The 24,822-nt window shown below is 70.1% G+C and carries 18 protein-coding genes and 1 tRNA gene; 5 read left to right on the top strand and 14 right to left on the bottom strand.

The annotated features are described in order from the left end of the window. Positions 1-52 precede the first annotated feature (52 nt). From Q9S78_RS05375 to Q9S78_RS05350, 6 genes are all read right to left on the bottom strand, one after another. The gene (locus Q9S78_RS05375; RefSeq protein ID WP_311869326.1) at positions 53-1,102 is read right to left on the bottom strand and encodes an NAD(P)H-dependent flavin oxidoreductase; all 1,050 of its coding nucleotides are present in this window, start codon (positions 1,100-1,102) and stop codon (positions 53-55) included. A gap of 72 nt (positions 1,103-1,174) precedes the next feature. After that, a complete protein-coding gene (gene rplA, locus Q9S78_RS05370) occupies positions 1,175-1,864 on the bottom strand; it encodes a 50S ribosomal protein L1 (protein ID WP_018186961.1) in 690 nt (229 codons plus the stop codon). A gap of 13 nt (positions 1,865-1,877) precedes the next feature. After that, a complete protein-coding gene (gene rplK / locus Q9S78_RS05365) occupies positions 1,878-2,309 on the bottom strand; it encodes a 50S ribosomal protein L11 (RefSeq protein WP_018186960.1) in 432 nt (143 codons plus the stop codon). Positions 2,310-2,495: 186 nt separating this feature from the next. Then, positions 2,496-3,503: a transcription termination/antitermination protein NusG gene (nusG, locus tag Q9S78_RS05360; protein WP_026302872.1), complete on the bottom strand. Its 1,008-nt coding sequence runs from the start codon at positions 3,501-3,503 to the stop codon at positions 2,496-2,498. A 106-nt stretch (positions 3,504-3,609) separates the two neighbouring features. Next, positions 3,610-3,876 carry a preprotein translocase subunit SecE gene (gene secE / locus Q9S78_RS05355; RefSeq protein ID WP_018186958.1) on the bottom strand — a complete coding sequence of 89 codons (267 nt, stop codon included), beginning with the start codon at positions 3,874-3,876 and terminating at the stop codon, positions 3,610-3,612. A gap of 44 nt (positions 3,877-3,920) precedes the next feature. Continuing rightward, positions 3,921-3,993: transfer RNA gene (locus Q9S78_RS05350), tRNA-Trp, on the bottom strand. 220 nt (positions 3,994-4,213) lie between these two features. Here Q9S78_RS05350 and Q9S78_RS05345 point away from each other — a divergent pair. Both Q9S78_RS05345 and Q9S78_RS05340 read left to right on the top strand, forming a co-directional pair. Further along, positions 4,214-6,031, top strand: coding sequence for an HSP90 family protein (locus Q9S78_RS05345; protein ID WP_311869323.1), 1,818 nt, complete (start codon positions 4,214-4,216; stop codon positions 6,029-6,031). After that, the gene (locus Q9S78_RS05340) at positions 6,028-8,826 is read left to right on the top strand and encodes a hypothetical protein (RefSeq protein WP_311869320.1); all 2,799 of its coding nucleotides are present in this window, start codon (positions 6,028-6,030) and stop codon (positions 8,824-8,826) included. Before Q9S78_RS05345 ends, Q9S78_RS05340 begins: the two co-directional genes overlap by 4 nt. A gap of 52 nt (positions 8,827-8,878) precedes the next feature. Here the strand turns inward: Q9S78_RS05340 and Q9S78_RS05335 are convergent, their stop codons facing one another. The 7 genes from Q9S78_RS05335 to gabT are packed head-to-tail and all read right to left on the bottom strand — an operon-like array spanning position 8,879 to position 18,393. Beyond that, positions 8,879-10,243, bottom strand: coding sequence for an NAD-dependent succinate-semialdehyde dehydrogenase (locus Q9S78_RS05335; RefSeq protein WP_311859148.1), 1,365 nt, complete (start codon positions 10,241-10,243; stop codon positions 8,879-8,881). 38 nt (positions 10,244-10,281) lie between these two features. After that, positions 10,282-11,742 carry an NAD-dependent succinate-semialdehyde dehydrogenase gene (locus Q9S78_RS05330; RefSeq protein WP_311869317.1) on the bottom strand — a complete coding sequence of 487 codons (1,461 nt, stop codon included), beginning with the start codon at positions 11,740-11,742 and terminating at the stop codon, positions 10,282-10,284. After that, entirely contained in the window at positions 11,739-13,301 is a 1,563-nt protein-coding gene (locus Q9S78_RS05325; protein WP_018186953.1) for an APC family permease, read from the bottom strand. The genes Q9S78_RS05330 and Q9S78_RS05325 overlap by 4 nt, the downstream gene beginning before the upstream one ends. Before the next feature lie 17 nt (positions 13,302-13,318). Next, the gene (locus Q9S78_RS05320) at positions 13,319-14,203 is read right to left on the bottom strand and encodes a universal stress protein (RefSeq protein ID WP_311869314.1); all 885 of its coding nucleotides are present in this window, start codon (positions 14,201-14,203) and stop codon (positions 13,319-13,321) included. After that, positions 14,200-15,558 carry a flavin monoamine oxidase family protein gene (locus Q9S78_RS05315; protein WP_311869310.1) on the bottom strand — a complete coding sequence of 453 codons (1,359 nt, stop codon included), beginning with the start codon at positions 15,556-15,558 and terminating at the stop codon, positions 14,200-14,202. Before Q9S78_RS05315 ends, Q9S78_RS05320 begins: the two co-directional genes overlap by 4 nt. Beyond that, positions 15,551-17,032: an amino acid permease gene (locus Q9S78_RS05310; protein WP_311869307.1), complete on the bottom strand. Its 1,482-nt coding sequence runs from the start codon at positions 17,030-17,032 to the stop codon at positions 15,551-15,553. Before Q9S78_RS05310 ends, Q9S78_RS05315 begins: the two co-directional genes overlap by 8 nt. 2 nt (positions 17,033-17,034) lie before the next feature. Beyond that, positions 17,035-18,393, bottom strand: coding sequence for a 4-aminobutyrate--2-oxoglutarate transaminase (gene gabT / locus Q9S78_RS05305; protein ID WP_311869304.1), 1,359 nt, complete (start codon positions 18,391-18,393; stop codon positions 17,035-17,037). A gap of 94 nt (positions 18,394-18,487) precedes the next feature. Between gabT and Q9S78_RS05300 the strand changes: the two genes are divergently transcribed. Beyond that, positions 18,488-20,020 carry a PucR family transcriptional regulator gene (locus Q9S78_RS05300; protein ID WP_311869691.1) on the top strand — a complete coding sequence of 511 codons (1,533 nt, stop codon included), beginning with the start codon at positions 18,488-18,490 and terminating at the stop codon, positions 20,018-20,020. 216 nt (positions 20,021-20,236) lie between these two features. Here the strand turns inward: Q9S78_RS05300 and Q9S78_RS05295 are convergent, their stop codons facing one another. Next, positions 20,237-21,709 carry a helix-turn-helix domain-containing protein gene (locus Q9S78_RS05295; RefSeq protein ID WP_311859136.1) on the bottom strand — a complete coding sequence of 491 codons (1,473 nt, stop codon included), beginning with the start codon at positions 21,707-21,709 and terminating at the stop codon, positions 20,237-20,239. Positions 21,710-21,832: 123 nt separating this feature from the next. On the opposite strand from Q9S78_RS05295, the gene aceA reads away from it, so the two are divergent. Further along, complete coding sequence (gene aceA / locus Q9S78_RS05290; RefSeq protein ID WP_311859134.1) at positions 21,833-23,149, top strand: isocitrate lyase; 1,317 nt, start codon at positions 21,833-21,835, stop codon at positions 23,147-23,149. A 43-nt stretch (positions 23,150-23,192) separates the two neighbouring features. After that, on the top strand, positions 23,193-24,818 hold the full coding sequence (aceB, locus tag Q9S78_RS05285; RefSeq protein WP_311869301.1) for a malate synthase A: 1,626 nt from the start codon (positions 23,193-23,195) through the stop codon (positions 24,816-24,818). Positions 24,819-24,822 lie beyond the last annotated feature (4 nt).

Genomic DNA, 24,822 nt, shown 5'->3' with positions numbered 1-24,822 from the left:
CCCCAGTACAACACGCATCCGCGTGAATGATTCCCGCAGGTGACGGACTGTGTCAGCGGGATGCCGCGGGAAGGCCCGCGGCGAGTTCGGCGAAGACCTCGCCCACGTCACCCCGGTGCGACAACCCCGCGGCCTGACCGGCCCAGAGCGAGATGAGGTCCGCGTCGTGAGGCGCAGCGGTGCGGAACGCGGCCGTCAGCCAGTTCTGTGCCGGGAAGGGTGCGATCGCGCCCGCAGCCTCGATGGTCCGGACGGCCCGATTCGGGATGCCGCGGGCCAACCGCCCGCTCATCGCCCGCGTCAGCACGGTGTCCGTATCGGCCGCTGCGCGCAGCGCCGTCCGATGCGCGTCGGAGGCCGCAGACTGCCGCGTCTGCAGGAACGCGCTCCCCACCTGGACGCCGGCCGCACCGAGCGCGAACGCGGCCGCGACGCCCCGTCGGTCGGCGACGCCGCCGGCCGCGATGACGGGTACGTCCACAGCGTCCACCACCTGCGGCACGAGCGCAAACGTGCCGACGAGCGATTCCTCCGCCCGGCGCAGGAAGCTCACGCGGTGCCCGGCGGCCTCCGCACCGCTCGCGACGATCGCGTCCACTCCCCCGTCCGCCAGCGCGACGGCCTCGGCGACCGAGGTGGCGGTTCCCACGACCCGGATGCCGCGTCGATGCGCCTCGTCCACGGTCTCGGCACGTGGCACGCCGAAAACGACGCTGAGGACGGCGGGCGCGGCATCCCACACCGCGTCGAGCTGCTCGTCGAGATCTGGGAGGAACGCACGCGGCAGAGGCGGGTCGGCGACACCCGCCGCGGCAAGGAGCGGCGCGACCGCCGCGCGGGCCGCATCGAGGTCAGCCTCAGCGGGGAGGACCTCGTCACCCGTCGGGAGCCAGAGGTTCAGTGCGAACGGGCGGTTCGTCGCGGCACGGAGAGCGGACGCCGTCTCGCGGATGCGGGCGCCGGAATAGCCGTAGAGCCCGAACGAACCGAGACCCCCGGCATCGCTGACGGCCGCGGTCAGCGCGACCGAGGACAGTCCGCCGAACGGCCCGAGGACGATGGGGGCGTCGATGCCGAACAGCGTCGGGAGGTCGCGGGTCACGCGACGACGCTACCAAGCGGGAACGACGAAGGGGCCCCACCCGGAGGTGGAGCCCCTTGCTGTCTGGACGACTCAGACGAGAGCGTTGACGTCCAGCGGGATGCCAGGACCGAACGTGGTCGAGATGGCGCCCTTCTGGATGTAACGGCCCTTCGAGCTCGAGGGCTTCAGACGCACGATCTCTTCGAGCGCGGCGTTGAAGTTCTCGTTGAGCTGGTCCTCCGAGAAGGACGCCTTGCCGACGACGAAGTGCACGTTGGCGTGCTTGTCGACGCGGAACTCGATCTTTCCGCCCTTGATCTCCTCGACGGCCTTGGCCGGGTTGGGGGTCACGGTGCCGGTCTTCGGGTTCGGCATGAGGCCACGGGGTCCGAGGACCTTTCCGAGGCGACCGACCTGGCCCATGAGCTCGGGGGTCGAGACTGCCGAGTCGAACGCGGTGTAGCCACCGGCGACCTTCTCGATGAGCTCGGCGCCACCGACCTCGTCCGCACCAGCGGCGAGAGCGGCTTCAGCGGCGGGACCGGTCGCGAACACGATGACGCGGGCGGTCTTGCCGGTGCCGTGGGGCAGGATGACCGTGCCACGGACCATCTGGTCCGCCTTGCGCGGGTCGACGGCGAGCTTCAGCGCGACCTCGACGGTCGAGTCGAACTTGGCCGAACCGGTCTCCTTGGCGAGGGCGACAGCCTGCTCGGAGGAGTAGAACGTGGAGCGGTCGATCTTGGCCGCTGCTGCTTCGTAAGCCTTGGACTTAGCCATTGTTCTGTTCCCCTCAGCTCTCGACCGTGATGCCCATGGAACGGGCGGTGCCGGCGATGATCAGCGAGGCGGCCTCGATGTCGTTGGCGTTCAGGTCGGGCATCTTCGTCTCGGCGATCTGGCGAACCTGATCCTTGGTGAGCTTCGCGACCTTGGTGGTGTGCGGGGTCGCAGAACCCTTGGCCACACCGGCGGCCTTCTTGATGAGCTCCGCGGCGGGCGGGGTCTTCAGGATGAACGTGAAGCTGCGGTCCTCGTAGACGGTGATCTCGACGGGGATGACGTTGCCGCGCTGCGACTCGGTCGCGGCGTTGTACGCCTTGCAGAACTCCATGATGTTGACGCCATGCTGACCGAGCGCGGGGCCGATCGGCGGCGCCGGGTTGGCTGCACCGGCGTTGATCTGAAGCTTGATCAGGCCGGTCACCTTCTTCTTCGGTGCCATTTCCTCTTCCTTTCACGAGCGAGGTGGATGCCTCGTTCTCCCACGCTCCCGGCGGATCCGGGTCGTGGTGGTGTCTGCGCGCACGACGAAACGGCGCACAAACCACATGAGTCTACCGCATCCGGCATCCCCCAGCATGACGAAGGCCCCGCCGGAGCGGGGCCCTCGCGTCGCGCGGTGCTGCGCTTACTGCTTGGTGACCTGATCGAACGACAGCTCGACCGGCGTCTCGCGCTCGAAGAGCGAGACGAGGACGGTGAGCTTGCCGCTCTCGGGCTTGATCTCGGAGATCGATCCGGGCAGGCCCGCGAACGAACCCTCCTTGATCGTGATGGTCTCGCCGATCTCGAAGTCGACCTCGGTGATGACCGAGCGGGCCTGCGTGGCGGAGCCCTTCGTAGCGGCGCCACCCTTGGCGGGCGCGACCTCCTTGGCCTCGACGAGCGGCTTCAGCATGTTGAAGGCCTCTTCGAAGCGCAGCGGCGTCGGGTTGTGGGCGTTGCCCACGAAGCCGGTGACACCGGGGGTGTGGCGCACGACGGACCAGGTGTCCTCGTTGAGCTCCATGCGGACCAGCACGTAGCCGGGGATCCGCACGCGGTTGACCATCTTGCGCTGGCCGTTCTTGATCTCGACGACGTCCTCCATCGGGACCTCGACCTGGTAGATGTCGTCCTCGACCTCGAGCGTGGACTTGCGCTGCTCGATGTTGGCCTTCACCTTGCGCTCGAAGCCGGCGTAGGAGTGGATGACGTACCACTTGCCCTCGAGCGAGCGGAGCTCCTGCCGGAACGCCTCGTACGGGTCGTCGGAGGTCTCGTCCTCGTCGTCGCCGAGCTCGGGACCGTCGTACGGAGCCACCTCGTCGGCGGCGGCCGCGGCGCGCTCTTCCTCTTCGTCGGCGAGCGACTCGGTGAGCACCTCGGCGGCGGCCTCGGCCTCGTCGGCCTGGTCGATCTCGAGCGCGTCGTTGACGATGCGGTCTGCCTCGGGGTCTTCGATCACGACGGCATCCTCTCCGGTCGGCTCGTCCTCGACGGGCTCGTCATCCTCGATGTGCAGGGCGGCGTGCTCGGCGGACTCGGCGGAACGCTCCTGGCTCGCCAGGACGTTGCCCTCCTGGGCTTCGTCGTCCTCGCTGGACTGCTCTGCGGCGGTCGACCAGTCGGCGTCGTCCACATATCTCTCGGTCACGTGATTCACTTCCCTGCAGGTTCGGCTTCGATGTTCAGCGGCGACAGCGGGTGCGTCCGGTTGCCCGGGATGCCGCCCGTCACCGCGACGGATGGTCGTCCGGTCGTCAGCTCGGCACGCCGAAGACGACGTCGACGACCCAGGTGAAGAGCAGGTCGAGGCCGTACACGATGGCCATCACCACCACGACGAAGCCCAGGACGACGAGCGTGAACTTGACCAGCTCCTGGCGAGTCGGCGTGACGACCTTGCGAAGCTCGGCGACCACCTGGCGGATGAAGAGGGCGATTCGCTGGAAGAAGTTGAGCTTCTTCTCACGGGTGGCGCCGCTGCTGGCAGCGACGACCTCGCCGTTCGGCTCATCCTGGACCATTCAACCCACCTGTTGCTCGGTTCGAGTCAGCTGACGCTGACGCGCAGGGCGGACAGGAATCGAACCTGCAACCTGCGGTTTTGGAGACCGCTGCTCTGCCAATTGAGCTACCGCCCTAAGGTCTTGCGACCCGGGAATCCGCATCCTGCCGGGCCCATGGGCACGGCAAAAGAATGCAGACAACTGCGTGGACAAGCATACGGCATGGCTCGGAGGGTGGCGAACGCGCGGCATCCCTCGTCGCCGTCGGGCGCCGTCGGTAGGCTTGATCGGCCGTCCCGCAGCCGGTGCATCGGGGGGTGCGGCATCGGACGAACGACGACTACCGAGGAGCGCGGTGACCGACAGTACTGCCGCCCAACAGTTCCAGGTCGACCTCCGCGGAGTCATCGACCTGCTGAGCCGCCACATCTACTCGAGCCCGCGGGTGTTCCTGCGCGAACTGCTCCAGAACGCCGTCGACGCGATCGCGGCGCGACGGGCGCTCGACGGGGGCGGCGGCCGCATCCGCATCACACCCGTCAGCGACGGGTCGACGGAGTTCGTGATGCGCGACGACGGCGTGGGTCTCACCGAGACCGAGGTCGCGGACCTGCTCGCGACAGTGGGACGCAGCTCGAAACGCGACATCTTCGATCTGCCGCGCGGCGACTTCCTGGGGCAGTTCGGCATCGGGATGCTGTCGTGCTTCATGGTGTGCGACACGATCGTCATCCGCTCACGGAGCGCCGCCGGATCGGCTGCCGTCGAGTGGACCGGCCACTCGGACGGCACCTTCGCCGTCGCGCCGTACGCCCAGGACATCCCGGTCGGAACGAGCGTGCACCTGACTCCGCGCGCCGACACCCGGGCGCTCCTCGGCACGAGCACCGTCATGGAACTCGCCGAGACGTTCGGCCGGTACCTGCCGCACACGGTCGTCGTCGACCTCCCCGGCGGCGGCGAGACGACCGTGACCGAACCGGCGCCCTTCCTCGACGGCGACGTGGAACGACAGCTCGCCTACGGCCGCGAGCTCATCGGCGCCGAGCCTCTCGACGTCATCCCGCTGCACGTGCCGGGAACGCAGACGCGGGGCGTGGCCTTCGTCCTGCCCTTCGCCCCTCCCCCGACGGCACGTCAGAGCACCCGTGTCTACCTGCGGCGGATGCTGCTGACCGAGCGCGCCGACGAGCTGCTGCCCGCCTGGGCGTTCTTCGCCCGGGCCGTCGTCGACTCCGGCTCGCTGCACCCCACCGCCAGTCGGGAGTCGCTCGTCGATGACGACGCGCTCGAGCAGACCCGGCAGGAGATCGGCGAGGCGATCCGCCGCTGGATCCTCGACGCAGCACTGCAGGACCCCCTGCGGCTGTCGCAGTTCGTGTCGATCCACGAGGTGGCCCTCAAATCGCTCGTCCGCCACGACGACGAACTCGCCCGGTTCATCGTGCGATGGCTGTCGGTCGACACGACCGCCGGGCGGTTGCGCATCGAGGAGATCGCCCGCCGCTTCCCGCTGGTGCGCTACGCCGAGAGCGTCGACGAGTTCCGCCAGGTCGCCAGCATGACCTCTGCCGGCGGCATCCTCGTCAACGGCGGCTACCTCTACGACGCGGACCTCGTCCGCCGCATCCCGGAGCTGTTCCCCGGTGTCGAGGTGGAGCGCGTCGACGTCGTCGGCGAGATCGACCGTCTCGATCTGGCGCCGCTCGACGACCGCGCTGCGGCGACCGCTCTCGAAGACCGGGCCCGGGCCGCACTCGAGGACGTGGACGTCGCCGTCCGCACCTTCGAGCGTCCAGAGCTCCCGGGTCTGTTCGTCGCCGACCCCGAAGTCCTGCGCGCACTCGATCGCGGCCGGGCACGCAGCGCCGGCGGAGCCCTGTGGGGCGGCGTCCTCGACCGGGCCGCGAGCGTCGTGTCGGGCCGCGGGGCGGAGGAGCCTGCCGCGCGACTCTGCCTCAACTGGACGAACCCGGTGATCCGCAAGCTCGCCGCGACCCCGGCGGGTCGCGTGTTCGACCTGAGCGTGCAGCTGCTGTACGTGCAGTCGCTGCTCGCGGGCCACCACCCCCTCGGACCGCGCGACCGCACGATGATGTCGACCGCACTCTCGGAGCTGGTCGACCGCGCGATCGACACCGACATCCCGCCCGCGACAGAAGGAGCCTCATGACCGGCTATGCCACCCGCATCCGATCCCTCTTCGACGAGATCGACAACACCCCGTGGGGCCCGCAGGAGCAGGCCCTCGTCGCACAGGCGGTCGCGCTGGCCCAGGAGAGCGGCGACGAGCGCCTGGAGTACGAGGCCCGCCTGCGGCAGACCTCGAGCGCCAACATGGGTGGCGACACCGACCTCATGCTGACGTCGTTCGCGTGGTGCCTGGCCCACCACGACGCCGACCCGGAGCGGTTCCCCGCCGAGGTCGACGGCGCCGGCGACGTGCTGTGGCAGTACAAGTGGATGGCGAGCGCCCTCGGCAACTCGCCGGAGTTCCCCTCCGAGCAGATCGCCGCCGTGCTCGACGACATGGAAGCCCACTATCAGCGCGCGGGCGTCGGTCCCAGCGGGGTGCTCATGGCCCGATTCGAGGATGCCTGGGCCGCGGGGCGCATCGACGAGGCGACGGAGCTGCAGCGGACGCTCGAGGCGACCCCCCGCGACGACTACAGCCACTGCGACGCGTGCGTGCGCAGCCAGTTCGCCGGGTTCTTCATCGAGACCGGCCGCGAGGAGGACGCCATCCGTCTCGTCGGCGAGATGATCGAGAACGGCTTCTCGTGCGGCGAAGAGCCCGAGCACGCGCTGGCGCGCATCCTCCTCCCCTACCTGCACGCGGGGATGCTCGACGAGGCCCGAACCGCGCACCTGCGCAGCTACCGCCTCGCGAAGGACAACCCCGACAACCTCGCGATCGTCGCGAAGAACGTCGTGTTCTGCGCCGTCACCGGCAACGAGGCGCGCGCCCTCGCCCTCGTCGAGCGCCACCTGCCGTGGCTCGTCCACGACGGTCTCGACGCCGACGGACACGGCACGGCCCTCGGCGCATTCGCACTCGCCCTCGACGCCGTCGCTGCGGCCGGCCACCCGGAGCTCACCGTCCGCGGCTCGGACGCGGAGAACCTGGTCCCCGTCTTCGGCGAACACGACGGCCCGTGGCGCGTCGACGACCTCGCGACCGCCGCCTGGGCCGCCGCGGGCTCGATCGCCGACGCCTTCGACCGCCGCAACGGCACGGACGCCCACACCCGGAACCTCGAGCGCCTGCGCGAGATCGGCACGGAGCGCTACGACGTGCCGATCCGCTCGCACGACTTCTCGACGGTGATCGCGGCAGCTCCCGTCCTCACGCGGGAGGACCGGGTCGCGCGCGCCGTCGCCCTCGCACACGCCGGCTCGTCCGCCGCGATCGACCCGCTCCGCGACCTGTTGACGGATGCCGATCCCGCTGAGCGCGTGACACTGTCGTCCCACCTGCTGGGCGGCCTTGTCGCCACCGATCGGATCGACGAGGCCGAGGCGTTCCTCCCCGAGCGCCTGGCCATCCTGCGCGCCGCCGGCCACGCCGAGCAGGCCGATCTCGAGGACCGCCTCGGCCTGATCCTCTTCGGGAAGGATCTGGCGGAGGCCGGCGACGCCCTCCGAGCCGAGGCGGCCGCCGCTGTCGGCGCTCCCCCCGCGGTCCGGGCCGACCTGGTCGCGACGCTGGCGGTCGCGAAGATGTATGAGGGATCGTTCGCAGAGGCCCGCGACGACGCGCGCGAGGGCGTGCGCCTGTTCCTCGAGGCCGGCGACGCGGTGCGCGCGCAGGGCGTGCGACTGCTCGCGGTCGACGCCGCGGCATCCGCGTCGCTCTTCGACGATGCCCGCGCCGATCTGGACGCACTGCTCTCGGAACCGATCAGCGACGGCCGTCGGGCGCGGGCTCTCGCGGCGAAGGCCCGCCTGCACGGCGTGGCCGAGGAGTTCGCCGAGGGCGCGGCCGCCGCAGACGAAGCGGTGAGACTGCTCCTCTCGCTGGGCGCGGACGACCTGCGCGTCGGCGAGGCCTTCGTCCTGGCCGGAGCCCTGCACGAGGACGCGGGAGCCGCTTCCCTCGCCGCGGGTCGCTACCGATCCGCCGTCGAGCGGTTCGAATCGGCGGGTGCTCCCACGGCCGATCCGCGGTACCGGCTGGGCCGGGCCATGATCTCCGCCGGGATGCCGGAGGAGGCGGTCGACGCGCTCCACCAGGTCCTCTCGGACGAGACCGCCGCTGAGGTGCCCGCCGGATCGCGCGCGATCACGGTGGGGCTTCTCGCCCGGGCCTACGAGGGCGCCCGCGACTTCGGGAACGCCGTCGGAGCGTGGGGCTTCGCCGCCGACCTCCACGAAGAGGCGGGCGAAGCCGAGGGTCAGGCCTTCGCGCTCGTCGCGCAGGGCCGCCACCTCGGCAACTTCGGCGAGTACGACGACTCCGTGATCGCGCTCGACACCGCCATCGCACTGATCGCCGGCCGCGAGGAGCAGATCGGCCTGCACGCCGAGGCGCTCCACCTGCTCGCGCAGGCGAAGATGCAGCGCGGAGACGAGGACGCGTTCGACGTCATCGACCAGGCGCTGACGCTCGGTCGCGCCAACGAGGCGCACTGGTACGTCGCCGACGTGCTCGACACCCGCGCCCGCCTGCTGGCCGCGCGCCAGCGCACCGACGAAGCGGTCGCGACCGCGCTCCAGGCCGCGGACGGGTTCGCTCAGGCCGGCGACGCCGGCTCGGGCGCCGGTTCGGAACTCCTCGCCGCCCGGCTGCTCGTCGGCGCCGAGCGAGCGGCCGATGCCGTCCCGCTCTACCGGGCCGCCATCGAGCACGCGACCACGAGCGAGAACGAGCCGCTCCGCCAGCAGGCGGCGCTGGAACTCGGCGACGTCTACGACGGTCTCGGTCGCCACGGCGACGCCGCGGAGGTCCGCGCGACGACCTCGGCCTGAGCGGGAACGGTGAGGGGCGGCATCCGATCGGATGCCGCCCCTCACGACTCGTTCAGCCGATGCGGACAAGCTTCTTGTTGACGAACTCGTCGGCTGCCAGCAGGCCCAGCTCACGGCCGGTGCCGCTGCGCTTGATGCCGCCGAAGGGCAGGCCCGGCTCGTCGGCGAGGACGAGGTTGACGTAGACCATGCCCGCCTCGATCCGGTCGGCGACGCGGGTCGCCTGCTCGGGGTCGGTCGTGTAGACGTAGGACCCGAGGCCGAACGGGGTGTCGTTGGCGACGCGGACCGCCTCGTCCTCATCGGCCACGCGGTAGACGACGCCGGCGGGACCGAACAGCTCCTCGCGGTAGACGTCCATCTCGGGGGTGACGTCCGTCAGGACGGTCGGCGCGAAGAACGCCCCGTCGCGCGTGCCACCGGTGACGATCGTCGCGCCCTGGGCCGCGGCATCCTGGATCTGCTTCTCGAGACGCTCGGCCGCGGCGACCGACGAGAGCGGGCCGAGGACGGTGTCGGTGCTCCACGGGTCGCCCACCGATGCCGCCGACATCTTCGCTGTGAACGCCTCGACGAACGCGTCGTACAGGCCGTCGACGACGATGAAGCGCTTCGCGCCGTTGCAGGACTGGCCCGAGTTGTCGAGACGCGCGTCGACGGCGGCCTGCGCGACCGCGTCGATGTCGTCGGCCGACAGCACGATGAACGGGTCCGAGCCACCGAGCTCTAGGGCGACCTTCTTGAGGTTGCGTCCGGCGACCTCGGCGACGGCGGCGCCGGCGCGCTCCGACCCCGTCACCGATGCACCGTGCACACGCGGGTCCGCGATCACGTCGGCGGCCTGCTCGTTCGTGAGGTACACGTTCGTGTAGACCCCCGCCGGGAAGCCCGCATCGCGGTAGATCGCCTCGATGGCGGCCGCCGACTCGGGACACTGCGGTGCGTGCTTGAGCAGGATCGTGTTGCCGACCGCGATGTTGGGGGCGGCGAACCGGGCCACCTGGTAGTACGGGAAGTTCCACGGCATGACGCCCAGCAGCACGCCGAGGGGCGCCTTGCGGATGACGGCGGTCCCCTCCCCCTCGATCGGGATCGGCGCGTCGGCGGTGATCTCGTCGATGTGGTCGGCGTAGTACTCGGTGATGTCGGCGGCGAAGTCGACCTCGCCGAGGGCACCGTCGATCTGCTTGCCCATCTCGCGGACGATGATCTTCGCGAGGTCCTCGCGCCGCTCGCGGTGCAGCTGCGCCGCACGGCGCAGGAGGTCGGCGCGCTCGGTGGGAGTGGAGGTCCGCCCCCACCCCCGGGCGGCCTCGTCGGCGGCCCCGAGGGCGCGCTCCACCTCGTCGGCGGTGGCGGTGGGGTACGTCGCGTGGGTCTCGCCGGTGGCGGGGTCGATGACGGCGTAGTCGCTCATGATTCTCTCCAGTGATTCCGGTCGGTCAGGGGATCCGGTCAGGCCGGGATCAGGGTGTACTTCACGTTCAGGTACTCGTGGATGCCTTCGAGGCCACCCTCGCGGCCGATGCCCGACTGCTTCACGCCGCCGAAGGGCGCTGCCGCGTTCGAGACGACACCGACGTTGAGCCCCATCATCCCCGTCTCGAGGCGGTCGATCATGCGGTGCCCGCGGGCGAGGTCCTGGGTGAAGACGTACGAGACGAGGCCGTACTCGGTGTCGTTCGCGAGGCGCACCGCCTCGTCCTCGTCCGAGAACGTGCTGATGGCGAGGACCGGCCCGAAGATCTCCTCACGGAGGATCGCACTGCCGGGGACGACGCCTTCGACGACGGTCGGCTCGTAGAACGTGCCGGGTCCTTCCAGGGCGTTGCCGCCGACGACGATGCGGGCCCCCCGCTCGACGGCGTCGCCGACGAGGTCCTTCGCCTTCGACACCGCACGGTCGTCGATGAGGGGTCCGATCTGCACGCCGTCCTCGGTACCGCGACCCACGGTCATCTCGCGGACCCGGTCGGCGACGCGGCGCGAGAACTCGGCGGCCACCGACTCGTGCACGATGAAGCGGTTCGCCGCCGTGCAGGCCTGGCCGATGTTGCGGAACTTCGCGAGCATGGCGCCGTCCACCGCCTTGTCGAGGTCGGCGTCGTCGAACACGACGAACGGGGCGTTGCCGCCGAGTTCCATCGAGACGCGGAGGACACCCTCGGCGGCCTGCGCGATGAGCTTCTGGCCCACCGGTGTCGATCCGGTGAAGGACAGCTTCCGCAGTCGCGGGTCGGCGATGATCGGCCCGGAGACCGCGCCCGACGATGCCGTGGTGATGACGTTGACGACACCGGCGGGGACGCCGGCCTCGGCGAGCAGTTCGACGAAGAACAGCGTCGTCAGAGGCGTGAGTTCGGCGGGCTTGATCACGACGGTGCAGCCGGCGGCGAGCGCCGGGGCGATCTTGCGGGTCGCCATCGCGAGCGGGAAGTTCCACGGGGTGATGAAGAACGACGGGCCGACGGGACGCTGCGAGACGACGATGCGCCCGGTCCCTTCGGGGTTCATGCCGTACCGGCCCGAGATACGGACCGCTTCTTCGCTGAACCAGCGGAGGAACTCGCCGCCGTAGGCGACCTCGCCACGGGACTCGGCGAGCGGCTTGCCCATCTCGAGCGTCATGAGGAGCGCGAGGTCCTCCTTGCGCTCCTGCACCAGGTCGAACGCCCGGCGGAGGATCTCGCTCCGCTGGCGCGGGGCGGTCGCCGCCCAGGCCTCCTGCGCGGCGACGGCGGCGTCGAGGGCGCGGATGCCGTCGGCCGGGGACGCGTCCGCGATGCTGCGGATGACCTCGCCCGTCGACGGGTCGACCACGTCGAGCGTCTTGCCTCCTTCGGCATCCACCCACTCCCCGCCGATGAAGAGCTGGTTCGGGATGCGGGACAGGAGGTCGGACTCGCGGGAGGTCATCGGAGGGTCTCACTTTCTGCGCGCAGCTTTCGCGCGCTCGGGGGTGCGTCGAGGGACAGGGTCTGGCCACGGAAGAACGCGGGACGACGGATCGACTGCCAGATCATCGTGACGATCCCGACGACGATGATCAGCATGCCGAGGATGAAGACGATCCCGACGCCGAAGATCTGCGAACCGGACCCGTAGGCGGGGTCCATCGAGTCGACGAGGGTCGTCACGAACAGTACGGCGAGGATCACGCCGCCGATCAGTGGGAAGAGGAACGTGAAGAACACGTTTCTCACCGAGTCGAACCACTGCTTGCGGAAGTACCAGACGCACGCGAAGGCGGTGATGCCGTAGTAGAAGCAGATCATCATGCCGAGGGTGAGGATCGTGTCCCACAACGTGTCCTCGCTGACGATGCGCATTACGGCGTAGAAGGCGGAGGCCACGATCGCGGACACGACGGTGGCGTAACCCGGCGTGAAGAACCGCGGGCTGACCTTCGCGAACGAGGGTGGCAGGGCGCCGTAGTGCCCCATCGCCAGGAGCGTCCGCGCGGGTCCCACGAACGTGGACTGCAGCGAGGACGCGGAGCTCGTGAGGACGGCGAGGGAGACGAGGAAGGCGAGCGGCCCGAGCACCGGATCGGACAGGAAGAAGAACACGTTCGCCTGGATGTCCTCGTTGCCGAGGCCGAGCTCCCCTGTGCCGACGCCGGCGAACATGATCATCGCCACCGCCAGAAGCAGGTACAGCGAGACGATGGTGATGACCGTGACAGTGGCGGCTCGACCCGGCGTACGCTCGGGGTCCTTCGTCTCCTCGTTCATCGTCAGGGTGACGTCCCACCCCCAGAAGATGAAGATCGACAGCGAAAGCCCGGCGGCGAAGGCACCGAACGAGGACACCGCGAACGGGTTGAACCATTCGAGGTCGAACGGTTGCGGGTCGAATCCGCCGCCGCTGACCGCCTGGACGATCGCGACGACCGCGAACAGGACGAGCACGGCGATCTGGAACGTGACGAGGACGTACTGGAGCTTCTGCGTCGTCTGCATGTCGCGGTACGAGATCCACGTGGCGGCGAGCATGAACAGCAGACAGACGCCGATGTTGATCGGCAGGATGAACGCCAGGTCGGCGATCCCCGGGTTGCCGGTGATCTGGGAGATCAGGAGGAAGAGGAACTCCACCGCGACTCCCGCGAGGTTCGACAGCACGAGGATCGTCGCGACGACGAGGCCCCAGCCGGCCATCCATCCGATCCACGGACCGAAGGCGCGGGTTGCCCACGTGAACGACGTCCCGGCATCCGGCATCCGGTTGTTCAGTTCGCGGTAGCCGAAGGCCACCAGCAGCATGGGGATGAACCCCACGAGGATGATCGCCGGGATCTGCGAGCCCACGACGGAGGCCGTCGGCCCCACGGCGGCCGTGAACGTGTACGCCGGCGCGATGCAGGAGATGCCGATGACGACAGCCCCGATGAGGCCGATCGTCCCGGCGCTGAGGCCCTTCTTCGAGAGGCCGCCGTCGGCGACGGGGGCCTTCTCTGCTGCGTGCTGGCTCATCGTCGAGCTCCTTCGGGTCAGCGGGACGGGTCGGTGGTACGGGTACGGGGGACGACGACCATCGGGACCGGGATCTCGCTCAGGAGCTTCGCGGCGACGGAACCGAGGAAGAGGCGGCGCGGCTGGGCGAGCCGGCTCGACCCGACGAGGATCAGTTCGCCCGGCAGCCAGTCGAGGTGCGCGACGGCGTCCTCGATGCTGTCGCCCTTGGCGGTCACGATGTCGGCGCGGACCCCCTCCGGGATCGCCGCGAGCACATCGGTGAGGACCTGCTCGGCGTGCGCCGCGCCGGCGAGGCGGATGACACCCGTGTCGACGGATGCCGGCAGGTCGACCGTCACGAGCGAGACGAGCCGCAGCGAGGCACCGGTCGCCGAGGCGAGGGCGACGGCCTCCTCGAGGAGGACGTCCGCTCCGGCGCGCGTGCCGACGGCGACGGTGAGGCGTGGGACACCGGCATCCGTCACCCGCTTGCGGGCACCGCGCGGCACGAGGACGACCGGCACGTCGGAGGAGTGCAGGAGCTGGCTCGTCGTGGAACCGAGCCGGTGCCGTCCGCGGGCGCCGCCGTCTGCCGCACCGACGATGAGATGCGTCGCGCCGAACTCGTCGGCGGCCTCGACGAGCCCCTCGGCGAACGACTCGGCGTAGCGCGCGTGCTCACGGTGCACGACGCCCGTCTGCACCGACGCGGCGGCCTCTGCGAGCCAGGACTCCGCCTGACCGAGCAGGTACCGATCGTACGAGGCGTCGGGCGGGGTGATGACGCTCCGCCCCTCCCCCGGCAGGACGAGGACGATGTCGAGTTCGGATCCGGATGCCGCCGCGATCCCGCCCGCGACGGCCACCGCATCGCGGCCCGCCTTCGTCGCGGTGTACCCGACGACGATGCGGCTGCTCATACCCGGCCGTCCGCGAGGATGTTCCGCGCGGCGAGGCGTCCCATGCGGATCGCGCCGTCGACGTGCTGGTAGCCGGCACCGGCGATGTCACTGCACGCGAACTGGATCGGGCCTAGCGGGGTGCGGACGTCGGCGCCGTAGCGGTGCAGACCACCGAGGTCGAAGCTCGCCGCGTACGCGCCGCGGGTCCACTCCTCCGTGCCCCAGTCGCTCTCGTAGTAGACGACGGGGTCCTTCGCCTCGGGACCGTAGTAGTGCGACAGCGACTCGAGGATCCGTTCCTTGCGCTCCTCCGCGCTGAGGCGGAACATGTCGTCGGCGTTCCGGTCCGAGACGAAGCCCACGAGCGTCCCGCGCGGGTCGTCGTGGTTCGTGTTGTCGTACGCCTCGTGGCAGATCTCGTACGGACTGAACGCGGTGCCCGAGAGACCCTTCTCGCGCCAGAACGGCGTCTCGTAGACGGCGTGGACCTTGATGACGAAGCCCATCGAGATGTGCTGATGCATCTGGTGCTGCAGGCGCGGCATCGGCGGGACGAACGAGATGCGGTTGTAGAGCACGGGTGCGACGGCGAGGACGGCGCTCCGGGCGCGGACCGTCAGTCCGTCCGCGTGCGCCGTGACCCCGGCATCCGACCACTCGATGGTGCGGACGGGACGGTTCAGGAAGACGTCGTCGCCGAGCCGTTCGGCCAGGAGGACCGGAACCTGCTGGAGTCCTCCGACGACGCGCTTGTCGAGGATGAAGTCCGCGTCGACGAGGTGCGAGTAGCTGCCCGCGCTCGCGGCCATGAGCAGCGACTGCAGCAGCGAGAACGCGTGCGTGGGCTTGGTGAGCATGGCGGATCCGGTCGCGAAGGCGAGGTTGCGGACCGCCTCGTCGTCGTCGGTCTGCTGGCGCAGCCACGCGTCCCACGTGATCGTGTCCCACTCGGCGGCCTTCGGGTGCGCGAACGGACGGTCGGGATCGATCTCGGCGACCATCGCGTCGAGGCGCCGGGTGATCTCGTCGATCGTCCGCTCGGTCTCGGGGCTCACGGGGAACATCTCCCCCGTGAAGCGCGAGACGGTGCCGTCGGGTCCGACGTAGACGCTGTCGCCTTCGCGGTAGCGGCTGAAGGTGTCGAGACCCAGCTCGGCGACCGTGTCGATGAGCGCGTCCTGGTCGGGTGAGACCCACTGCCCGCCGAGCTCGAGCATGGCGCCGTCGATGACGTCGGTCCACAGACGCCCGCCGACGCGCTCGCGGGCCTCGAGGACCGCGACCGACAGGCCCGCCTTGCGCAGCTCGTGCGCGGCGGTGAGGCCGGCGGCGCCGGCGCCCACGATGACGACGTCTCGGGTGATCTCAGTCATTCACGACTCCTTCGTTGGAGGGGATGCGCTCGTTCGACGCGTGGTCGGGACGGCGACGGAGGTTGCGGCGGACGAGCGGCCAGAACACGAGGAGGACGCCGGTGGCGATGAGGCTCGTCCACACCTGGGAGCGTCCCGATTCGGACGTCAGCATCACGACGACCACGGCGGCGATCGCCGCGATGAGGAGGATGTTGAGCCACGGGTGGAACCACACCTTGAGCTTCAGCTTCGCCACCTCTTCGGGCGTCATCTTCTGGCGCAGTCGCATCTGCGTGAGGGCGATGAAGACGTAGACGAAGAGGGCCACGAGGCCCGCCGAGTTCATGATGAAGTCGAAGATGCCCGAGGCGGGGGCGAGGAAGTTGACGAGCGTGGCGATGAGCCCGCCGATCGTCGAGGCGAGGAGCGCGACGACGGGGACGCCGGTCTTGGAGCGTGTGGTCACGGCCTTCGGCGCGAAGCCCTTGTCGGCGAGCGCGGCGAACATGCGCGATGCCGAATACAGGCCGGAGTTGAGCACCGAGAGCACGGCGGTGAAGATCACCAGCTGCATGATGACGTCCGCGCCGGGGATTCCGAATTTGGCGAGCGCGATCGTGAACGGCGCGTTGGCGACGTCGGTGGGCACGGGCAGTTCATCCCACGGGACGACCGCCACGATGACGAGGACCGAGCCGACGAAGAAGAGCAGGATGCGCCAGATGATCGTGCTGGTGGCCTGACGGATGCCCTTGGCCGGGTCGACCGACTCGGCGGCGGCCATGACGGCGATCTCGGTTCCGAAGTACGAGAAGATCACGAGCGCGACGCCCGTGAAGGCGACGCCGATGCCGTTGGGGGCGAACCCGCCGTGCTCCCAGAGATTGGGTACCGAGAAGGTCGCGTTCGGCCACAGTCCGAGCGCGAACAGGAGGCCGGCGCCGAGGAACACGACGATGGCGAGGACCTTGATGCTCGCCAGCCAGAACTCGACCTCACCGAAGGTGCGGACGGAGATCAGGTTCGTTCCGACGAAGATCGCGATGAGGATGAGGGACCACGCCCACGACGGCACGGCGGGGAACCACGTCTGCATCGTCTCGCCCCCGAGGACCGCCTCATAGGCGAGGACGCCGACCCAGAAGTACCAGTAGAGCCAACCCACGAGGTAGGCCGCCCAGTCGCCCAGCCCGACGCGGGCGTACTCCATGAACGACCCGATCGCGGGACGGGATGCCGCCATCTCGCCGAGCATGCGCATGGCGAAGAACACCAGGAGGCCGCCGACGAGGTAGGACAGGACGGCCGCGGGGCCGACCGTCCGGATGACGTTGCCGGAGCCGACGAACAGACTGGCGCCGATGATCCCGCCCAGGGTGATCATCGTCACGTGACGCGAACGGAGCTTGTTCGAGCGCGCTTTGGTGACCGCTCCGAGTCCCGCGGAGGTCTCGGGCGAGACGGGATTCGACCAGTTGTCCGTACCCGCCATACTCAGGCCTTCCCCAGCGCCTCTGCGACGACGTCGAGGCCCTCCGCCAGGAGCTCGTCCGAGATGGACAGCGGCGGCAGGAACCGGATGACGTTGCCGTAGGTGCCGCAGGTCAGGACGATGACGCCCGCCGCGATGCATGCCTTCGCGATCGCCCCGGTGAGCGCGGCGTCGGGGGCCCCCGTGGTCGGATCGACGAATTCGGCGGCGATCATGGCGCCCAGTCCGCGCACCTCGCCGATGCGGGGATCGGATGCCGCAAGCTCGCGGAGCCGCGTCGTCAGGACCTTCTCGATCTCCTGCGCCCGCTCGATGAGGCCGTCGTTTTCGAACGCGTCCATCGCAGCGAGAGCGGCGGCGCAGGCGACGGGGTTGCCGCCGTAGGTGCCGCCGAGGCCACCGGTGTGCGTGGCATCCATGATGTCGGCGCGTCCGGTGACCGCGGCCAAGGGCATTCCCCCAGCGATGCCCTTGGCCGTGGTGATCAGGTCCGGCACGATGCCGAAGTGTTCGCTCGCGAACATAGCGCCGGTGCGGGCGAACCCGGACTGCACCTCGTCGGCGATGAAGACGACGCCGTTCTCGCGGCACCAGTCGACGACGGCCGAGAGGAAGCCGTCGGCGGGGACGACGAAGCCGCCCTCGCCCTGGATGGGTTCGATGATGACGGCGGCCAGGTTGTCGGCACCGACCTGCTTCTCGATCATCGAGATCGCGCGGGCCGCGGCATCCGCCCCGGACAGTCCGTCGCGCAGCGGGTACGAACCGGGCACGCGGTAGATCTCGGAGGCGAACGGACCGAAGCCGCTCTTGTAGGGCATCGACTTCGCGGTCAGCGCCATCGTGAGGTTCGTGCGGCCGTGGTACGCGTGGTCGAACGCGACGACGGCCTGCTTGCCGGTGAACTTGCGGGCGATCTTCACCGCGTTCTCGACCGCCTCGGCGCCGGAGTTGAACAGCGCGCTCCTCTTGGCGTGGTCTCCGGGAGTAAGCCGGTTGAGGGTCTCGGCGACCTCGACGTACGACTCGTACGGCGAGATCATGAAGCAGGTGTGAGTGAGCTGCGCGGCCTGCGCGGCGATCGCCTCGACGACCTTGGGGTGGGCGTTGCCCACCGTCGTGACGGCGATACCGGAGCCGAGGTCGATGAGCGAGTTGCCGTCGGCGTCGAGGACGACGCCTCCGCCGGCGGCGACGGCCGCGATCGGGACGGTGTGACCGACGCCCGCGGCGACGGCCTCGGCCTTGCGTGCGAGGAGCTCCTGCGAACGGGGGCCGGGGATCGCGGTCTCGAGGCGGCGTTCCTGCGGAAGGGACGGTCCACCGAGGGGCGTGCTGACGGGAGCGATCGAGGTACTCATGCGGCGAGCGTAGAGGTGTGCGCGCATGCGGTCACTCGCCATTGCGTCTATTCTCGGCGCAGGACTGTACGCGTCGTACACCGGAGAGGCCGACATGGTGGCACGGGATGCCGATCCCACCCTGCGCGCCCTCATCGGTCGGGGGGAGCTGAGACTACGGCTCGCGGGCGCCGAGGCCGATCTGCCGCCGGGCGCCCTCGACCGGGCGACGCGGTGGGTGCACAGCTCCGACCTCGACGATCCGACCCCGTTCCTCGCCGAGGATCTCGTGCTCCTGACGACCGGGACGCAGTTCCCCACCGGCATCCGCTACCCCTTCGACGCTTACGTGGGGAGACTCGTCGACCGCGGTGTCGCCGCACTCGGGTTCGGGACCGAAGTGGTGCGCGACGGCATCCCGCCGGGACTCGCCGTCGCCTGCCGCCGTGCGAACCTGCCGCTGTTCGAGGTGCCCTACAGCACGCCGTTCATCGCCGTCGCGCGCGCCAACGCCGAAGCCGTCGCCGCCCAGGCGTACGCGCGGCGCAGCTGGGCGCTGTCGGCGCAACGCGCGATCGCCCTCGCGGCGCTCCGGCCCGACGGACTCGACGCGACGATCGCCGAGCTCGCCCGTCAGCTCGACACGTGGGTGGGGATGTACGACGCGGCCGGCGAGCTCGTCCGCGAACACCCCGCCGGCGCCCTCTCGGAGGGAGCGGCGGGAGCACTCCGAGCCGAAGTCGGGGCGGTGCTGCGACGCGGAGCGCGCGCCGGTTCGTCGTTGCGCTCCGACTCCGACGCGTTCACGCTGCAGACCCTGGGGCGCGGCGGAGAGCTGCGCGGCGTCCTCGCGATCGCGGCGGGCGAGCTCGACCGCGCCGGCCGAGACGTCGTCACGGCCGTCATCGCGATGGCGGGCCTCGCCCTCGAACAGCACCAACGACTGTCGCGCGCCCGCAAGGCGCTACGGTCCGGGATGGTGCGCTCGATGCTCGCCGGCGACCCGGGCCTGGCCCGGCAGATCTCCCGCGACGTGTGGGGCGCCCTTCCGCCCGCGCCGGTCGTGGTCGCGGTGACGGATGCCGCCGGTCGGCGCACGGACGCCCTCCTCGATCTGCTCGAGCTGCGCGCCGAGGAGCGCCACGGCGGTCTGTTCTTCGGCAGCGTCGACGACGACGTCGTGATCGTGGTCCCGGCATCCGCTGCGCCAGTACTCGAGGAGTTCCCGGAACGGTTCGACGTGCGCCTCGGCCTGTCGGAGCCGGCACCCTACGCCGAATTCGCGCGCGCCCTCGACCAGGCCCGCGCGGCACGGGGCCGCGCCTCGGGCCCGGGGATCGTGAGGTTCGAGGAGGTGCAGTCCCGCGGCATCCTCTCGGCCCTGTCGGCAGGGCAGGCGTCGACGGTCGCCGCGGCGTACCTCGACCCGCTCCGCGAGCACGATCGCTCGCACGGCGCCCGGCTGGAGGAGACCCTGCGGGCCTGGGTCGTCGCCGACGGCTCGAACGACGCCGCCGCGACCGCGCTCGGGGTCCATCGGCACACCGTCCGCACGCGCCTCGCCGCCGCCGAGCGCATCCTCGGCGTCGACCTGTCGTCGTTCGCCGCCCGCGCCGAGCTGTGGGCGGCCTTGCACCTCGGGCGGTGACGGCGGGGCGGGCATGTCGTGTGGCGCGGTGCGGGACCGAACGGCGGAGAATCTCGCGCCGCGCCGGGCTCGCCGTGGCGGCGGGCGGCGTGTCCCGCCGGATCTCCGCCGTTCGTGCCACCGGGGAGTCCTCCACCCCCGCGGCGCTCCGACACGCCGGAGAACGGATGCCGCACCGCGGCGCGTCGCGCAGATCGCCGCCGTGCGACCCGAACCTCACTCCGGCGCGTGCGCCTCGAGGAACTCGTACAGGTCGGTCGTGTCGACCCCGGGGAAGGCTCCGGTCGGGAGGGTCGCGAGCAGGGTGCGGGGCGTCCGGACGTTCGGCCACGCCTGGTCGCGCCACGTGCGCTCGAGCTCGACCGGGGGACGCCGGCAGCAGACCTCGACGCCGTGGCGCGACACCCCGCGGTTCGGCGTCTCGCGCCCGATGAACCACTTCGTGTCGTCGAAGCGGACGCCGACGCTGACCGAGTGAGCGCCGTCGCTCGAGGACTCGACACGGGCCGTGCACCAGTACGTCCCGTTGCCGGTGTCGGTGTACTGGTAGTACGGGTTGAACTTGTCGGGGATGTCGAAGACGACCCGGCTCGTCCACCGCCGGCAGCACAGCTGCCCCTCGATCGAGCCGAACCGGTCGGCGGGGAAGTTCACGTCGTCGTTCTCGTACGCCTTCGTGATCGTGCCCGATTCGTGCACCTTCAGGAAGTGGACCGGGATGCCGAGATGCCGGGTCGCGAGGTTGGTGAACCGGTGCGCGGCGGTCTCGTATGAGACCGAGTACGCGTCGCGCAGGTCTTCGATCGAGATCGCGCGGCGCGTCTTCGCGTCCTGCAGGAACGCCGTCGCGTGCGACTCGGGCACCATGAGCGCGCCGACGAGGTAATTGGTCTCGACGCGCTGGCGGAGGAACTCGGCGTACGAGGTCGGCTCCGCCTGCCCGAGGATGCGACCGGCGAGCGCCTGCAGCACCGGCGTCCGCGAGTCGCCGCGGCCTGGGATCGTGCTCGAGAGGTACAGCCGCCCGGTGCGGTTGTCGGCGACGGAGCGGGTGGATGCCGGCAGGTCCGACACGTAGTGCAGCGAGTACCCGAGGTGCGCCGCGATCTCGGACGCGGTCCGCTGCGTGAGCGGCCCGCCGGGGTGGTCGACGGCCGCGAGGATGGCTTCGGCCTGCTCCTCGAGTTCGGCGAAGTAGTTGTCCTGCCTGCGCATGAGGTGCCGCAGCTCCACGTTCGCCCGACGTGCCTCTTCGGGTGTCGCGGAGCGCTCGTCGTTCAGCCGCTCGATCTCGCCGTGGAGTGTCAGCAGCGTCTCGAGGACGCCGTCGGGGACGGACTTCCCGATACGGAAGGGCGTGATGCCGAGAGCCTGGAACGTCGGTCCCTTCATCGCGCGCTCGAGGGAGATCTCGAGGGTCGCGCGCTCGTCGAGCGGCTCTGCCGTCAGGAGCGCGTCGATCGTCGTGCCGAGGGCCCGGGCGATCGCCTGGAGCAGTGAGAGCTTCGGCTCGCGCTTGCCGGTCTCGATCATCGACAGCTGGCTCGGCGCTCGCGAGACGGCGGCCGCCAGCTCGTCGAGGGTCATCCCGCGCGCCGTGCGCACCTGTCGCACGCGCCGCCCGATGCTCAGCGCGTCCGGTCCGTGATCAGCGGATGCCGCATCCGCCCGATCTTCATCGATCGTCATGACGGGGAGTGTGTCACGGCAGCAGAAGATCGCGCAATCTTTCCGTCCCGAATCGTCTCGCAGTACGGCCTTCTTCTCGCACAGTGGTGTCACGACCCGCTCCCGACCCCTCAGGAGGACGCCATGACCTTCCCCACCACCCCGCCGGCCCATCCGATGCGCGCCGGAGATCAGACGCAGAGCGCCGCCGACCTGCAGGCCGAGTGGGACGCCGACCCGCGCTGGGACGGCGTCGAACGCACCTACAGCGCCGAGGACGTCATCCGGCTGCGCGGGTCGGTCCGCGAAGAGGCGACCCTCGCCCGTCGCGGCGCGGAGAACCTGTGGAACCTGCTGCACACCGAGGACTACGTGAACGCGCTCGGCGCGTACACCGGCGGCCAGGCCGTCCAGCAGGTGCGCGCCGGACTGAAGGCGATCTACCTCTCGGGGTGGCAGGTCGCCGCCGACGGCAACCTCGCGGGCCAGACGTACCCCGACCAGAGCCTGTACCCCGCCAACTCGGTGCCGTCCGTGGTCCGCCGCATCAACAATGCCCTGACGCGGCAGGACCAGATCGAGCACGCCGAGGGCGGCGCGACCCGCGACTGGCTCGCTCCGATCGTCGCCGACGCCGAGGCCGGATTCGGCGGCCCCCTCAACGCGTACGAGCTGGCGCTGTCGATGATCCAGGCGGGGGCCGCCGGCATCCATTGGGAGGACCAACTCGCCAGCGAGAAGAAGTGCGGCCACCTCGGTGGCAAGGTGCTCGTTCCGACGCAGCAGCACATCCGCACGCTGAACGCGGCCCGGCTCGCCGCGGACGTCGCGGGGGTGCCGACGATCATCATCGCCCGCACCGACGCGCTCGCCGCCGACCTGCTCACGAGCGACGTCGACCCGCGCGATCAGGGATTCACGACGGGCGAGCGCACGGCCGAGGGCTTCTACCGGGTGCGCCCCGGACTCGACGCCGTCATCAGCCGCGGCCTCGCCTTCGCCCCGTACGCCGACCTGCTCTGGGTCGAGACCGGCGAGCCCGACATCGAGCTCGCCCGTGCCTTCGCGGCGGCGATCCACGAGCGCTTCCCGGGCAAGCTGCTGGCCTACAACTGCTCGCCGAGCTTCAACTGGAAACGCCATCTCGACGACGAGCAGATCGCGACCTTCCAGCGCGACCTCGGCGAGCTGGGCTACGCGTTCCAGTTCATCACCCTCGCGGGCTTCCACGCCCTCAACCATTCGATGTTCGACCTCGCGAAGGGCTATGCGGAAAGCGGCATGACCGCGTACGTGGCCCTGCAGGAGGCGGAGTTCGCCGCCGAGAAGCACGGCTACACCGCCACCAAGCACCAGCGGGAAGCCGGAACCGGCTACTTCGACCTCGTCTCCACGGCGCTCAACCCCGACAGCGCCACCCTCGCCCTGGTCGGATCGACCGAGACGGCGCAATTCCACTGACACGACCGGATGCCCCGGCATCCCCTTTCTTAAGGAGTACGACATGACCCTCATCGACACCCCTCCCCCCACGACGACCGCCCTGACCGTGCGCGGACCGCTGCGCGAGCGGTACGAGGAGATCCTCACGCCCGGCGCCCTCGACTTCGTCGCGCAGCTTCACGAGCGGTTCGGCGGACGCCGCCACGACCGTCTCGCCGACCGGATGCGGCGCCGTTTCGAGATCGGCAACGGTCAGGATCCGACCTTCCGCTCCGACACCGCGCACATCCGGGACGACCCGGACTGGCAGGTCGCCGGAGCCGGCCCCGGCCTCGAGGACCGCCGCGTCGAGATCACCGGCCCCACCGACCCGAAGATGACGATCAACGCGCTGAACTCGGGTGCCCGCGTGTGGCTCGCCGACCAGGAGGACGCCACGAGCCCCACCTGGGAGAACGTGATCGAGGGGCAGCTGACGCTCCGCGACGCGATCCGCGGCGAGCTGAGCTTCGCGAGCCCCGAAGGGAAGATCTACGAGGTCATCGCGGAACGGACGCCGACGATCGTCATGCGTCCGCGCGGGTGGCACCTGCCCGAGAAGCACATCGACGTCACCGACCGCTCGGGCCGGACGCTCGCGGCATCCGGTTCACTCGTCGACTTCGGCCTCTACGTCTTCCACAACGCCGAACGCCTGATCGCCGACGGCCGCGGCCCCTACTTCTATCTGCCGAAGATCGAGTCGGCCGAGGAGGCGAAGCTGTGGGACGACGTCTTCACCTTCAGCGAGCGGTTCCTCGGGATCGCCCACGGCACGATCCGGGCGACGGTGCTGATCGAGACGCTGCCCGCCGCGTTCGAGATGGAGGAGATCCTCTTCGAGCTCCGCGACCACGCGGCGGGACTGAACGCCGGCCGCTGGGACTACATCTTCTCGATGATCAAGAACTACCGCGGCCGCGGTGCGCGCTTCGTCCTGCCGGACCGCAGCCAGGTGACCATGACCGTGCCGTTCATGCGGGCTTACACCGAACTGCTCGTCCAGACCTGCCACAAGCGGGGCGCCTTCGCGATCGGCGGCATGAGTGCCTTCATCCCGAATCGGCGCGACCCCGAGGCGACCCGCACCGCGTTCGAGAAGGTCGCCGCCGACAAGAAGCGCGAGGCGGGCGACGGGTTCGACGGCACCTGGGTGGCGCACCCCGACCTCATCCCGGTGGCGCAGACCGAGTTCGACGCCGTCCTCGGCGACCGCCCGAATCAGGTCGATCGCCGACGGGACGAGGTCCACGTGTCGCCCGCACAGCTCATCGACTGCCACATCGGGTTGCCGATCACCGCAGCCGGTGTCCACGGCAACGTATCGGTCGCGATCCGGTACATCGAGGCGTGGCTGCGGGGCCTCGGGGCGGTCGCGATCGACGGACTGATGGAGGATGCGGCGACAGCCGAGATCAGCCGTTCGCAGATCTGGCACTGGATCCACCAGGACCTGTCCACCGAGGACGGCACGCGCATCACGCGCGACTACGTCGAGGGCCTCGTCGCGCAGGTGCTCGACGAGGCGATCCGCCACGACGGCGACCGGTTCGACGCCGCCGCACAGGTGTTCCGCGAGGTCGCGCTCGACGAGGACTTCCCGGCGTTCCTCACCCTCGGCGCCTACGCGCGATTCCTCGTGGAGTGACCCG

The sequence above is a fragment of the Microbacterium aquilitoris genome (assembly GCF_031932285.1).
Taxonomy (GTDB): domain Bacteria; phylum Actinomycetota; class Actinomycetes; order Actinomycetales; family Microbacteriaceae; genus Microbacterium; species Microbacterium aquilitoris.
The sequence above is the reverse complement of the archived record's forward strand: the minus strand, read 5'-3'. Positions and strand labels throughout refer to the sequence as shown.

Coding starts and splice junctions, on each gene's coding strand:
- Q9S78_RS05310 (WP_311869307.1), bottom strand. CDS start 17,032: ATGGCGGGTACGGACAACTGGTCGAATCCCGTCTCGCCCGAGACCTCC.
- Q9S78_RS05330 (WP_311869317.1), bottom strand. CDS start 11,742: ATGACCTCCCGCGAGTCCGACCTCCTGTCCCGCATCCCGAACCAGCTC.
- gabT (WP_311869304.1), bottom strand. CDS start 18,393: ATGAGTACCTCGATCGCTCCCGTCAGCACGCCCCTCGGTGGACCGTCC.
- Q9S78_RS05300 (WP_311869691.1), top strand. CDS start 18,488: ATGGTGGCACGGGATGCCGATCCCACCCTGCGCGCCCTCATCGGTCGG.
- secE (WP_018186958.1), bottom strand. CDS start 3,876: ATGGTCCAGGATGAGCCGAACGGCGAGGTCGTCGCTGCCAGCAGCGGC.
- Q9S78_RS05325 (WP_018186953.1), bottom strand. CDS start 13,301: ATGAGCCAGCACGCAGCAGAGAAGGCCCCCGTCGCCGACGGCGGCCTC.
- rplK (WP_018186960.1), bottom strand. CDS start 2,309: ATGGCACCGAAGAAGAAGGTGACCGGCCTGATCAAGCTTCAGATCAAC.
- rplA (WP_018186961.1), bottom strand. CDS start 1,864: ATGGCTAAGTCCAAGGCTTACGAAGCAGCAGCGGCCAAGATCGACCGC.
- aceB (WP_311869301.1), top strand. CDS start 23,193: ATGACCCTCATCGACACCCCTCCCCCCACGACGACCGCCCTGACCGTG.
- Q9S78_RS05295 (WP_311859136.1), bottom strand. CDS start 21,709: ATGACGATCGATGAAGATCGGGCGGATGCGGCATCCGCTGATCACGGA.
- Q9S78_RS05320 (WP_311869314.1), bottom strand. CDS start 14,203: ATGAGCAGCCGCATCGTCGTCGGGTACACCGCGACGAAGGCGGGCCGC.
- Q9S78_RS05315 (WP_311869310.1), bottom strand. CDS start 15,558: ATGACTGAGATCACCCGAGACGTCGTCATCGTGGGCGCCGGCGCCGCC.
- aceA (WP_311859134.1), top strand. CDS start 21,833: ATGACCTTCCCCACCACCCCGCCGGCCCATCCGATGCGCGCCGGAGAT.
- Q9S78_RS05340 (WP_311869320.1), top strand. CDS start 6,028: ATGACCGGCTATGCCACCCGCATCCGATCCCTCTTCGACGAGATCGAC.
- Q9S78_RS05335 (WP_311859148.1), bottom strand. CDS start 10,243: ATGAGCGACTACGCCGTCATCGACCCCGCCACCGGCGAGACCCACGCG.